The 12,841-nt window shown below is 50.4% G+C and carries 12 protein-coding genes; 11 read left to right on the top strand and 1 reads right to left on the bottom strand.

Annotated elements, in window-relative coordinates; all coding sequences use genetic code 11:
* Nucleotides 1–97: 97 nt before the first annotated feature.
* The 9 genes from accB (at nucleotide 98) to HGD79_RS18235 (ending at nucleotide 7,462) form a co-directional block, all read left to right on the top strand.
* Nucleotides 98–568, top strand: a complete 471-nt coding sequence (accB, locus tag HGD79_RS18275; RefSeq protein ID WP_000354622.1) for an acetyl-CoA carboxylase biotin carboxyl carrier protein — start codon at nucleotides 98–100, stop codon at nucleotides 566–568.
* Nucleotides 569–578: 10 nt separating this feature from the next.
* A complete protein-coding gene (gene accC, locus HGD79_RS18270; RefSeq protein ID WP_000884639.1) occupies nucleotides 579–1,928 on the top strand; it encodes an acetyl-CoA carboxylase biotin carboxylase subunit in 1,350 nt (449 codons plus the stop codon).
* A gap of 108 nt (nucleotides 1,929–2,036) precedes the next feature.
* Nucleotides 2,037–2,279 (top strand): YhdT family protein, encoded by a 243-nt coding sequence (locus HGD79_RS18265; RefSeq protein WP_000381170.1) that lies wholly within the window; start codon nucleotides 2,037–2,039, stop codon nucleotides 2,277–2,279.
* Nucleotides 2,269–3,720, top strand: a complete 1,452-nt coding sequence (panF, locus tag HGD79_RS18260) for a sodium/pantothenate symporter (protein WP_168848464.1) — start codon at nucleotides 2,269–2,271, stop codon at nucleotides 3,718–3,720. The genes HGD79_RS18265 and panF overlap by 11 nt, the downstream gene beginning before the upstream one ends.
* 11 nt (nucleotides 3,721–3,731) lie before the next feature.
* On the top strand, nucleotides 3,732–4,613 hold the full coding sequence (gene prmA, locus HGD79_RS18255) for a 50S ribosomal protein L11 methyltransferase (RefSeq protein ID WP_001145827.1): 882 nt from the start codon (nucleotides 3,732–3,734) through the stop codon (nucleotides 4,611–4,613).
* Between the two features lie 328 nt (nucleotides 4,614–4,941).
* Nucleotides 4,942–5,907 (top strand): tRNA dihydrouridine synthase DusB, encoded by a 966-nt coding sequence (dusB, locus tag HGD79_RS18250; RefSeq protein ID WP_001219652.1) that lies wholly within the window; start codon nucleotides 4,942–4,944, stop codon nucleotides 5,905–5,907.
* A 25-nt stretch (nucleotides 5,908–5,932) separates the two neighbouring features.
* Nucleotides 5,933–6,229: a DNA-binding transcriptional regulator Fis gene (fis, locus tag HGD79_RS18245; protein ID WP_000462905.1), complete on the top strand. Its 297-nt coding sequence runs from the start codon at nucleotides 5,933–5,935 to the stop codon at nucleotides 6,227–6,229.
* Nucleotides 6,230–6,314: 85 nt separating this feature from the next.
* Nucleotides 6,315–7,199, top strand: a complete 885-nt coding sequence (gene yhdJ, locus HGD79_RS18240; RefSeq protein WP_001258900.1) for an adenine-specific DNA-methyltransferase — start codon at nucleotides 6,315–6,317, stop codon at nucleotides 7,197–7,199.
* Nucleotides 7,200–7,282: 83 nt separating this feature from the next.
* Nucleotides 7,283–7,462, top strand: a complete 180-nt coding sequence (locus tag HGD79_RS18235; RefSeq protein ID WP_001295275.1) for a DUF2556 family protein — start codon at nucleotides 7,283–7,285, stop codon at nucleotides 7,460–7,462.
* Nucleotides 7,463–7,464: 2 nt separating this feature from the next.
* Here HGD79_RS18235 and acrS read toward each other — a convergent pair whose 3' ends face one another.
* Nucleotides 7,465–8,127: a multidrug efflux transporter transcriptional repressor AcrS gene (gene acrS / locus HGD79_RS18230; protein WP_001129522.1), complete on the bottom strand. Its 663-nt coding sequence runs from the start codon at nucleotides 8,125–8,127 to the stop codon at nucleotides 7,465–7,467.
* A 398-nt stretch (nucleotides 8,128–8,525) separates the two neighbouring features.
* Between acrS and acrE the strand changes: the two genes are divergently transcribed.
* Together acrE and acrF are read left to right on the top strand one after the other, a co-directional pair.
* Entirely contained in the window at nucleotides 8,526–9,683 is a 1,158-nt protein-coding gene (gene acrE, locus HGD79_RS18225; protein WP_000160334.1) for a multidrug efflux RND transporter periplasmic adaptor subunit AcrE, read from the top strand.
* A gap of 11 nt (nucleotides 9,684–9,694) precedes the next feature.
* Complete coding sequence (gene acrF, locus HGD79_RS18220) at nucleotides 9,695–12,799, top strand: multidrug efflux RND transporter permease subunit AcrF (protein WP_001273212.1); 3,105 nt, start codon at nucleotides 9,695–9,697, stop codon at nucleotides 12,797–12,799.
* Nucleotides 12,800–12,841 lie beyond the last annotated feature (42 nt).

Here is a 12,841-nt window from a genome sequence, read left to right as displayed (position 1 = left end):
TTTATCGCTATGCATACAGCTGTCGGGGCATACGCTTTACAGACGGCGGTGAAACGCCTGTCACAATCACACTAAACAAAGAGTACGGAACCCACTCATGGATATTCGTAAGATTAAAAAACTGATCGAGCTGGTTGAAGAATCAGGCATCTCCGAACTGGAAATCTCCGAAGGCGAAGAGTCAGTACGCATCAGCCGTGCAGCTCCTGCCGCAAGTTTCCCTGTGATGCAACAAGCTTACGCTGCACCAATGATGCAGCAGCCAGCTCAATCTAACGCAGCCGCTCCGGCGACCGTTCCTTCCATGGAAGCGCCAGCAGCAGCGGAAATCAGTGGTCACATCGTACGCTCCCCGATGGTTGGTACTTTCTACCGCACCCCAAGCCCGGACGCAAAAGCGTTCATCGAAGTGGGTCAGAAAGTCAACGTGGGCGATACCCTGTGCATCGTTGAAGCCATGAAAATGATGAACCAGATCGAAGCGGACAAATCCGGTACCGTGAAAGCAATTCTGGTCGAAAGTGGACAACCGGTAGAATTTGACGAGCCGCTGGTCGTCATCGAGTAACGAGGCGAACATGCTGGATAAAATTGTTATTGCCAACCGCGGCGAGATTGCATTGCGTATTCTTCGTGCCTGTAAAGAACTGGGCATCAAGACTGTCGCTGTGCACTCCAGCGCGGATCGCGATCTAAAACACGTATTACTGGCAGATGAAACGGTCTGTATTGGCCCTGCTCCGTCAGTAAAAAGTTATCTGAACATCCCGGCAATCATAAGCGCCGCTGAAATCACCGGCGCAGTAGCAATCCATCCGGGTTACGGCTTCCTCTCCGAGAACGCCAACTTTGCCGAGCAGGTTGAACGCTCCGGCTTTATCTTCATTGGCCCGAAAGCAGAAACCATTCGCCTGATGGGCGACAAAGTATCCGCAATCGCGGCGATGAAAAAAGCGGGCGTCCCTTGCGTACCGGGTTCTGACGGCCCGCTGGGCGACGATATGGATAAAAACCGTGCCATTGCTAAACGCATTGGTTATCCGGTGATTATCAAAGCCTCCGGCGGCGGCGGTGGTCGCGGTATGCGCGTAGTGCGCGGCGACGCTGAACTGGCACAATCCATCTCCATGACCCGTGCGGAAGCGAAAGCTGCTTTCAGCAACGATATGGTTTACATGGAGAAATACCTGGAAAATCCTCGCCACGTCGAGATTCAGGTACTGGCTGACGGTCAGGGCAACGCTATCTATCTGGCGGAACGTGACTGCTCCATGCAGCGCCGCCACCAGAAAGTGGTCGAAGAAGCACCAGCACCGGGCATTACCCCGGAACTGCGTCGCTACATCGGCGAACGTTGCGCTAAAGCGTGTGTTGATATCGGCTATCGCGGTGCAGGTACTTTCGAGTTCCTGTTCGAAAACGGCGAGTTCTATTTCATCGAAATGAACACCCGTATTCAGGTAGAACACCCGGTTACTGAAATGATCACCGGCGTTGACCTGATCAAAGAACAGCTGCGTATCGCTGCCGGTCAACCGCTGTCGATCAAGCAAGAAGAAGTTCACGTTCGCGGCCATGCGGTGGAATGTCGTATCAACGCCGAAGATCCGAACACCTTCCTGCCAAGCCCAGGCAAAATCACCCGTTTCCACGCACCTGGCGGTTTTGGAGTGCGTTGGGAGTCTCATATCTACGCGGGCTACACCGTACCGCCGTACTATGACTCAATGATCGGTAAGCTGATTTGCTACGGTGAAAACCGTGACGTGGCGATTGCCCGCATGAAGAATGCGCTGCAGGAGCTGATCATCGACGGTATCAAAACCAACGTTGATCTGCAGATCCGCATCATGAATGACGAGAACTTCCAGCATGGTGGCACTAACATCCACTATCTGGAGAAAAAACTCGGTCTTCAGGAAAAATAAGACTGCAAAAGCGTCAAAAGGCCGGATTTTCCGGCCTTTTTTATTACTGGGGATCGACAACCCCCATAAGGTACAATCCTCGCTTTCTTCACCCATCAGGGACAAAAAATGGACACTCGTTTTGTTCAGGCCCATAAAGAGGCGCGCTGGGCGCTGGGGCTGACCCTTTTGTATCTGGCGGTATGGTTAGTAGCCGCTTACTTACCTGGCGTTGCCCCCGGTTTTACCGGCTTTCCGCGCTGGTTTGAGATGGCCTGCATCCTGACGCCGCTGCTGTTTATTGGACTGTGCTGGGCGATGGTGAAATTTATCTATCGCGATATTCCACTGGAGGATGACGATGCAGCTTGAAGTAATTCTACCGCTGGTCGCCTATCTGGTGGTGGTGTTCGGTATCTCGGTTTATGCGATGCGTAAATGGAGCACCGGCACCTTCCTTAATGAGTATTTCCTCGGCAGCCGCTCTATGGGCGGTATTGTGCTGGCGATGACGCTCACCGCGACCTATATCAGTGCCAGTTCGTTTATCGGCGGGCCAGGAGCTGCTTATAAATACGGGCTGGGCTGGGTATTGCTGGCGATGATTCAGCTTCCTGCAGTCTGGCTTTCACTCGGTATTCTCGGCAAGAAGTTTGCGATTCTTGCGCGCCGCTACAATGCAGTGACGCTGAACGATATGCTGTTTGCCCGCTACCAGAGTCGTCTTCTGGTGTGGCTGGCGAGTTTGAGTTTGCTGGTTGCGTTCGTTGGTGCGATGACCGTGCAGTTTATCGGCGGTGCGCGCCTGCTGGAAACCGCGGCGGGTATTCCTTATGAAACCGGGCTGCTGATTTTTGGTATCAGCATTGCGTTATATACCGCCTTTGGTGGCTTTCGCGCCAGCGTGCTGAACGACACCATGCAAGGGCTTGTGATGCTGATTGGCACCGTTGTGCTGCTTATTGGCGTGGTACATGCCGCTGGCGGCTTAAGCAACGCAGTACAGACCTTGCAAACCATCGATCCGCAACTGGTTACGCCACAAGGCGCTGACGATATTCTGTCGCCTGCCTTTATGACGTCGTTCTGGGTACTGGTGTGCTTTGGCGTGATTGGCCTGCCGCATACTGCGGTGCGCTGTATCTCTTATAAAGACAGCAAAGCAGTACACCGGGGGATCATCATCGGTACGATTGTAGTCGCAATCCTGATGTTCGGTATGCACCTGGCCGGAGCGTTAGGTCGTGCAGTGATCCCCGATCTCACCGTACCGGATCTGGTGATCCCGACGTTAATGGTAAAAGTGCTGCCACCGTTTGCTGCCGGAATCTTCCTGGCTGCACCTATGGCTGCGATCATGTCGACGATCAATGCCCAGTTGCTGCAAAGTTCCGCTACGATCATTAAAGATCTCTATCTGAATATCCGTCCGGATCAAATGCAAAACGAGACGCGTCTGAAGCGGATGTCGGCGGTAATTACGTTAGTTCTCGGCGCGTTGCTGCTGCTTGCCGCCTGGAAGCCGCCAGAAATGATCATCTGGCTGAATTTGCTGGCCTTCGGTGGGCTGGAAGCCGTTTTCCTGTGGCCGCTGGTGCTGGGTCTTTACTGGGAACGCGCCAACGCCAAAGGCGCGCTAAGTGCGATGATCGTTGGCGGCGTGCTGTATGCCGTACTCGCGACGCTGAATATTCAGTACCTGGGCTTCCACCCTATCGTGCCCTCGTTACTACTAAGTTTGCTGGCTTTCCTGGTCGGAAACCGTTTCGGTACATCCGTCCCGCAAGCTACCGTTTTGACTACTGATAAATAAAGAGTTTTGCCATGCCTTGGATCCAACTGAAACTGAACACCACCGGCGCGAACGCGGAAGATCTTAGCGATGCGCTGATGGAAGCGGGTGCCGTTTCTATCACTTTTCAGGATACCCACGATACGCCAGTATTTGAGCCGCTGCCGGGCGAAACGCGCCTGTGGGGCGACACCGATGTGATTGGTCTGTTTGACGCTGAAACCGATATGAACGACGTGGTGGCGATTCTGGAAAACCATCCGCTGCTCGGCGCAGGCTTCGCGCATAAAATCGAACAACTAGAAGATAAAGACTGGGAGCGCGAATGGATGGATAATTTCCACCCGATGCGCTTTGGTGAACGACTGTGGATCTGCCCTAGCTGGCGTGATGTGCCGGACGAAAACGCCGTCAACGTGATGTTAGATCCAGGGCTGGCGTTTGGTACGGGTACCCATCCAACCACCTCTCTGTGCCTGCAATGGCTCGACAGCCTCGATTTAACCGGTAAAACAGTCATCGACTTTGGCTGTGGTTCCGGCATTCTGGCGATCGCGGCGCTGAAACTGGGTGCAGCAAAAGCCATTGGTATTGATATCGATCCGCAGGCGATTCAGGCCAGCCGCGACAACGCCGAACGTAATGGCGTTTCTGACCGTCTGGAACTCTACTTACCGAAAGATCAGCCAGAAGAAATGAAAGCCGACGTGGTGGTCGCTAACATCCTTGCAGGCCCATTACGTGAACTGGCACCGTTAATCAGCGTCCTGCCGGTTTCAGGCGGTTTGCTGGGCCTTTCCGGTATTCTGGCAAGCCAGGCAGAGAGCGTTTGTGAAGCTTATGCCGACAGCTTCGCACTGGACCCGGTCGTGGAAAAAGAAGAGTGGTGCCGTATTACCGGTCGTAAGAATTAACCTTCGCATCGCCGTAGGGTGACGCGGGGCGAAGTGCGAGCAAGCTCACAAAAGGCACGTAAATTTGCCGATTATTTACGCAAATTTGCGTGCCAAAATTTTCATTCATAAAGAAAAATTGAGAACTTACTCAAATTTCTTTGAGTGTAAATTTTAGTCACTATTTTCTAATATGATGATTTTTATGAGTAATTATCGCACCACGCTCATTTTAAATGCAATTCTTTGATCCATCTCAGAGGATTGGTCAAAGTTTGGCCTTTCATCTCGTGCAAAAAATGCGTAATATACGCCGCCTTGCAGTCACAGTATGGTCATTTCTTAACTCATGCGCATCGGACAATATCAGCTCAGAAATCGCCTGATCGCAGCGCCCATGGCTGGCATTACAGACAGACCTTTTCGGACGTTGTGCTACGAGATGGGAGCCGGATTGACAGTATCCGAGATGATGTCTTCTAACCCACAGGTTTGGGAAAGCGACAAATCTCGTTTACGGATGGTGCACATTGATGAACCCGGTATTCGCACCGTGCAAATTGCTGGTAGCGATCCGAAAGAAATGGCAGATGCAGCACGTATTAACGTGGAAAGCGGTGCCCAGATTATTGATATCAATATGGGTTGCCCGGCTAAAAAAGTGAATCGCAAGCTCGCAGGTTCAGCCCTCTTGCAGTACCCGGATGTCGTTAAATCGATCCTTACCGAGGTCGTCAATGCAGTGGACGTTCCTGTTACCCTGAAGATTCGCACCGGCTGGGCACCGGAACACCGTAACTGCGAAGAGATTGCCCAACTGGCTGAAGACTGTGGCATTCAGGCTCTGACCATTCATGGCCGTACACGCGCCTGTTTGTTCAATGGAGAAGCTGAGTACGACAGTATTCGGGCAGTTAAGCAGAAAGTTTCCATTCCGGTTATCGCGAATGGCGACATTACTGACCCGCTTAAAGCCAGAGCTGTGCTCGACTATACAGGGGCGGATGCCCTGATGATAGGCCGCGCAGCTCAGGGAAGACCCTGGATCTTTCGGGAAATCCAGCATTATCTGGACACTGGGGAGTTGCTGCCCCCGCTGCCTTTGGCAGAGGTTAAGCGCTTGCTTTGCGCGCACGTTCGGGAACTGCATGACTTTTATGGTCCGGCAAAAGGGTACCGAATTGCACGTAAACACGTTTCCTGGTATCTCCAGGAACACGCTCCAAATGACCAGTTTCGGCGCACATTCAACGCCATTGAGGATGCCAGCGAACAGCTGGAGGCGTTGGAGGCATACTTCGAAAATTTTGCGTAAACAGAAATAAAGAGCTGACAGAACTATGTTCGAACAACGCGTAAATTCTGACGTACTGACCGTTTCTACCGTTAACTCTCAGGATCAGGTAACCCAAAAACCCCTGCGTGACTCGGTTAAACAGGCACTGAAGAACTATTTTGCTCAACTGAATGGTCAGGATGTGAATGACCTCTATGAGCTGGTACTGGCTGAAGTAGAACAGCCCCTGTTGGACATGGTGATGCAATACACCCGTGGTAACCAGACCCGTGCTGCGCTGATGATGGGCATCAACCGTGGTACGCTGCGTAAAAAATTGAAAAAATACGGCATGAACTAATTCAGGTTAGCTAAATGCTTGATTAAAAAGGCGCTACTCGGCATGGGGAAGCGCCTTTTTTATAGGTGTCACAAAGGGAGTGACCATGAGAACAGGATGTGAACCGACCCGGTTTGGTAATGAAGCTAAGACCATTATTCACGGTGATGCGCTTGCCGAACTTAAAAAGATCCCCGCCGAAAGTGTCGATCTGATCTTTGCCGACCCACCATATAACATCGGTAAAAATTTTGATGGTCTGATCGAAGCCTGGAAAGAAGATCTGTTTATCGACTGGCTGTTTGAAGTGATTGCAGAGTGCCACCGCGTTCTGAAAAAGCAGGGCAGCATGTACATCATGAACAGCACGGAAAACATGCCCTTTATCGATCTCCAGTGCCGCAAGCTTTTTACCATCAAAAGTCGCATCGTCTGGTCATATGACAGTTCTGGAGTACAGGCGAAAAAACACTACGGCTCCATGTACGAACCCATCCTGATGATGGTGAAAGACGCAAAGAACTACACATTCAACGGTGATGCTATTCTGGTAGAAGCCAAAACCGGATCGCAGCGCGCGTTGATCGATTATCGCAAAAATCCTCCACAGCCATACAATCATCAAAAAGTACCGGGTAACGTCTGGGATTTTCCGCGCGTGCGTTATTTGATGGATGAATATGAGAACCACCCGACGCAAAAACCGGAAGCCTTACTGAAACGCATTATTCTCGCCTCTTCCAACCCAGGCGATATCGTTCTCGACCCGTTTGCCGGTAGCTTTACTACCGGTGCCGTAGCCGTCTCCAGCGGGCGAAAATTCATTGGTATTGAGATCAACAGCGAGTACATCAAAATGGGGCTTCGACGGCTGGATGTCGCGTCGCATTACTCTGCGGAAGAACTGGCGAAAGTGAAAAAAAGAAAGACCGGCAACCTGTCAAAACGAAGCCGGTTAAGCGAAGTTGACCCCGATCTCATTGCAAAGTAAAGGAAGTGTAAGCCTGGTTTTCAGATTATTCATTTCGTGTATATTTCCTGCCAGACTTGGTTAAACATACACAGGCTCAGGTAATGATTCGCAAGTATTGGTGGCTCGTCGTTTTCGCTGTCTTCGTTTTTCTGTTTGATACTTTACTGATGCAGTGGATTGAACTGCTGGCAACAGAAACAGACAAATGCCGCAATATGAACTCAGTTAATCCACTAAAACTGGTTAACTGTGACGAACTGAATTTTCAGGACAGAATGTGAATTTACATGACACTTAATTCATTCGTTTGATGAATTAATTTCGTTATGTTTTCATCTGGCATGAACATTCTTAATACGTTATCGACCAGAGCGGGGGCTTGTTTATAAAGATCATAACCCGCCATATTCATTAACCAGTTTTGAACAATTCCGCTGAAGGCACCATTAATAATAATCATCACAACATCTAAATCGAGGTTATTTGCTACACAACCTTGTTGCTGACACGCCTGCAATACTTCGCGGAGAGTCTGCGGATTGAAGCCCATCTTTTCGCGTATCACTCCCTCGGCCAGCATCTCATCATTAAATTCACATTTGTGATATAAGATTTTCAGCAACGCCTGCTGGCGGGGAATTTTGGCAATATATTGCAAGCCGACAATCAATTTTTCACGCAATTGTTGAAACGGGTCATGCTCTAATCCAGCCGTCAAGTGTTCCTGGATTAACTCCCGCAATGAAGGCTGTTGCAACCACATCTCATTAAACAGTTGAGTCTTGTTTTCGAAGTGCCAGTAGATAGCGCCACGCGTAACGTTAGCAGCGTCGGCAATGTCGTTGAGTGTCGTCTTGCTTACGCCATGCTGCGCAAACTGGGCGATGGCAGTTTCAATCAGTTCTTGCCGGGTCTTCAGAGCTTCGGCTTTGGTTCTTTTTGCCATGATTAATTATTCAGGAAATAAATATATTCGACACAGAGTGAGAAAATAGCGAAGGTTAATCTATCACCTAATGTGTATTTATACGAGAGGCTAATATTGAGTTGCTATAAATCGTCAAATAAATAATATATATTATTTACCTAAAATACATTCGCCACATGAATATATATTTCAATTTACGAGGTTTTAATTCTGCCTCTTTCAACCCGCGTCAAAATAAAACAGTAGAATATTAATCTTTTTTTGTGTTTATGTGCCTTGAGACGCCAGTATTCATAACTATTCCTTACATCGACGAATGATAATTTGTAGGATAGCAAACTGTATTTTTCTTTCTGCGAGTTAACGCGTTGCCTTTCTGGGTAAATAACGCGCTTTTGGTTTTTTGAGGAATAGTAATGACGAAACATGCCAGGTTTTTCCTCCTGCCCTCCTTTATTCTGATCTCCGCGGCTTTAATCGCCGGTTGTAACGATAAGGGAGAAGAGAAAGCTCACGTCGGTGAACCGCAGGTTACCGTTCATATTGTGAAAACGGCCCCGTTAGAAGTTAAGACTGAATTACCAGGCCGCACCAATGCTTACCGTATAGCCGAAGTTCGCCCACAGGTTAGCGGGATCGTACTGAATCGTAATTTCACTGAAGGCAGCGATGTACAAGCAGGCCAGTCCCTGTACCAGATCGATCCCGCGACCTATCAGGCAAATTATGACAGCGCGAAAGGCGAACTGGCGAAAAGTGAAGCCGCCGCCGCCATCGCGCATTTGACGGTAAAACGTTACGTTCCGCTCGTGGGTACGAAATACATCAGCCAGCAGGAGTACGACCAGGCCATTGCTGATGCTCGCCAGGCCGATGCCGCCGTGATTGCCGCAAAAGCCACAGTCGAAAGCGCTCGCATCAATCTCGCTTATACCAAAGTGACTGCGCCAATTAGCGGACGTATCGGCAAATCGACCGTGACCGAAGGCGCTCTTGTCACTAATGGGCAAACGACTGAACTGGCGACTGTCCAGCAGCTCGATCCTATCTACGTTGATGTGACCCAATCCAGCAACGATTTTATGAGGCTGAAGCAATCCGTAGAGCAAGGAAATTTGCATAAGGAAAACGCCACCAGCAACGTAGAGTTGGTCATGGAAAACGGTCAAACCTATCCCCTGAAAGGTACGCTGCAATTCTCTGATGTGACCGTTGATGAAAGCACCGGCTCCATAACCCTACGTGCCGTCTTCCCTAACCCGCAACATACGCTTTTGCCGGGTATGTTTGTGCGCGCACGGATTGATGAAGGCGTCCAACCTGACGCCATTCTTATCCCGCAACAAGGCGTTAGCCGCACACCGCGTGGTGATGCAACCGTGCTGATTGTTAACGATAAAAGTCAGGTGGAAGCGCGCCCTGTCGTTGCCAGTCAGGCGATTGGCGATAAATGGTTGATTAGCGAAGGTCTGAAATCTGGCGATCAAGTCATTGTCAGCGGCCTGCAAAAAGCGCGTCCGGGAGAGCAGGTTAAAGCCACTACCGATACCCCCGCAGATACTGCATCGAAGTAAGGTAATCTGACATGGCAAACTTTTTTATTCGACGACCGATATTTGCATGGGTGCTGGCCATTATTCTGATGATGGCGGGCGCACTGGCGATCCTACAATTACCCGTCGCTCAGTATCCAACCATTGCACCGCCTGCGGTTTCTGTTTCAGCAAACTATCCGGGCGCTGATGCGCAGACCGTGCAGGATACGGTGACGCAGGTTATCGAACAGAATATGAACGGTATCGATAACCTGATGTATATGTCCTCCACCAGCGATTCCGCCGGTAGCGTGACAATTACCCTTACCTTCCAGTCCGGGACCGATCCTGATATCGCGCAAGTGCAGGTGCAGAACAAACTCCAGCTCGCCACGCCGTTGCTGCCGCAGGAGGTTCAGCAGCAGGGGATCAGTGTTGAAAAGTCCAGTAGCAGCTATTTGATGGTGGCGGGCTTTGTCTCTGATAACCCAGACACCACACAGGACGATATCTCGGACTATGTGGCCTCTAACGTTAAAGATACGCTTAGCCGTCTGAATGGCGTCGGTGACGTACAGCTTTTCGGCGCACAGTATGCGATGCGTATCTGGCTGGACGCCGATCTGCTAAACAAATATAAACTGACACCGGTTGATGTGATTAACCAGTTGAAGGTACAGAACGATCAGATCGCTGCCGGACAGTTGGGCGGAACGCCAGCGTTACCAGGGCAACAGTTGAACGCCTCAATTATTGCTCAGACGCGGTTAAAAAATCCGGAAGAATTCGGCAAAGTAACCCTGCGCGTAAACAGTGACGGCTCGGTGGTACGCCTGAAAGATGTCGCACGAGTTGAACTTGGCGGTGAAAACTATAACGTTATCGCTCGTATCAACGGAAAACCGGCGGCGGGCCTGGGGATTAAGCTGGCAACCGGCGCGAATGCTCTCGATACCGCGAAAGCCATTAAGGCAAAACTGGCGGAATTACAGCCATTCTTCCCGCAGGGAATGAAGGTTCTCTACCCTTATGACACCACGCCATTCGTCCAGCTTTCTATTCACGAAGTGGTAAAAACGCTGTTCGAAGCCATTATGCTGGTGTTCCTGGTGATGTATCTGTTCTTGCAGAATATGCGAGCAACGCTGATCCCCACCATTGCGGTACCCGTGGTGTTATTAGGGACGTTTGCCATCCTCGCCGCTTTTGGTTACTCCATCAACACACTAACGATGTTCGGGATGGTGCTTGCCATCGGGCTGCTCGTCGATGATGCGATAGTGGTGGTGGAGAACGTCGAGCGCGTGATGATGGAGGATAAGCTCCCGCCAAAAGAAGCGACGGAAAAATCGATGTCGCAAATTCAGGGCGCACTGGTGGGTATCGCGATGGTGCTGTCAGCGGTATTTATTCCGATGGCATTCTTCGGCGGTTCTACTGGGGCAATTTATCGCCAGTTCTCTATCACCATCGTTTCGGCAATGGCGCTTTCTGTTCTGGTGGCATTGATTCTTACCCCTGCGTTATGTGCAACACTGCTCAAACCCACCTCAGCTGAGCATCACGAAAATAAGGGTGGTTTCTTCGGCTGGTTTAATACCACCTTCGATCATAGCGTTAACCACTACACCAACAGCGTCGGCAAAATCCTCGGTTCCACAGGACGATATTTACTGATCTATGCGCTGATTGTTGCAGGAATGGTGGTGTTGTTTTTACGTCTTCCGTCTTCCTTCTTACCTGAAGAGGATCAGGGTGTCTTTCTGACCATGATTCAGTTACCCGCTGGCGCGACGCAAGAGCGGACGCAAAAAGTGTTGGATCAAGTGACGGATTACTATCTGAAGAACGAGAAAGCGAACGTTGAAAGTGTCTTTACGGTTAACGGCTTTAGCTTCAGCGGCCAGGCACAAAACGCCGGTATGGCCTTCGTCAGTCTGAAACCGTGGGAAGAGCGTAATAGTGATGAAAACAGTGCGGAAGCGGTAATCCATCGTGCCAAAATGGAATTGGGCAAGATCCGCGACGGTTTTGTCATTCCATTCAATATGCCAGCCATTGTTGAACTGGGCACGGCAACGGGTTTCGACTTTGAGTTAATTGATCAGGCTGGGCTGGGTCACGATGCCCTGACCCAGGCCCGTAACCAGTTGCTTGGCATGGCGGCGCAACATCCTGCCAGCTTAGTCAGCGTGCGTCCTAATGGCCTGGAAGACACCGCGCAGTTTAAACTGGAAGTTGACCAGGAAAAGGCGCAGGCATTAGGTGTTTCACTTTCTGACATCAATCAGACCATTTCAACGGCGTTGGGTGGGACTTACGTTAACGACTTCATCGACCGTGGTCGCGTGAAAAAGGTGTATGTTCAGGCGGATGCCAAATTCCGTATGCTGCCAGAAGATGTCGATAAACTTTATGTCCGCAGCGCCAACGGCGAAATGGTGCCATTCTCGGCCTTTACCACTTCACATTGGGTGTATGGCTCTCCGCGACTGGAACGCTACAACGGTCTGCCGTCAATGGAGATTCAGGGGGAAGCCGCGCCAGGAACCAGTTCCGGCGATGCCATGGCGTTGATGGAAAACCTTGCGTCAAAATTACCTGCGGGCATTGGTTATGACTGGACGGGTATGTCGTATCAGGAACGCTTATCGGGAAACCAGGCTCCCGCTCTGGTAGCAATTTCCTTTGTGGTTGTTTTCCTGTGCCTTGCTGCACTCTATGAAAGCTGGTCAATTCCTGTCTCGGTTATGTTGGTAGTGCCGTTAGGGATTGTCGGCGTGCTACTGGCGGCAACACTCTTTAATCAAAAAAATGACGTCTACTTTATGGTGGGCTTGCTAACGACAATTGGCTTGTCGGCCAAAAACGCTATTTTGATTGTTGAGTTCGCTAAAGATCTCATGGAGAAAGAGGGTAAAGGTGTTGTTGAAGCGACACTGATGGCAGTACGTATGCGTCTGCGTCCTATCCTGATGACCTCTCTCGCCTTTATTCTCGGCGTATTACCGCTAGCTATCAGTAACGGTGCCGGCAGTGGCGCGCAGAACGCTGTGGGTATCGGGGTAATGGGAGGAATGGTCTCTGCAACGTTGCTGGCAATCTTCTTCGTACCGGTGTTCTTTGTGGTGATCCGCCGTTGCTTTAAAGGATAAATCAGAAACATAAAGGCGCTTTCGGGTGCCTTTATTATTTCC

Source organism: Escherichia sp. SCLE84, assembly GCF_012584495.1.
In the GTDB taxonomy this organism is placed as follows: Bacteria; Pseudomonadota; Gammaproteobacteria; order Enterobacterales; family Enterobacteriaceae; genus ECMA0423.
Note: the sequence above shows the minus strand (reverse complement) of the source record. Positions and strands in the feature narration are given on the sequence as shown.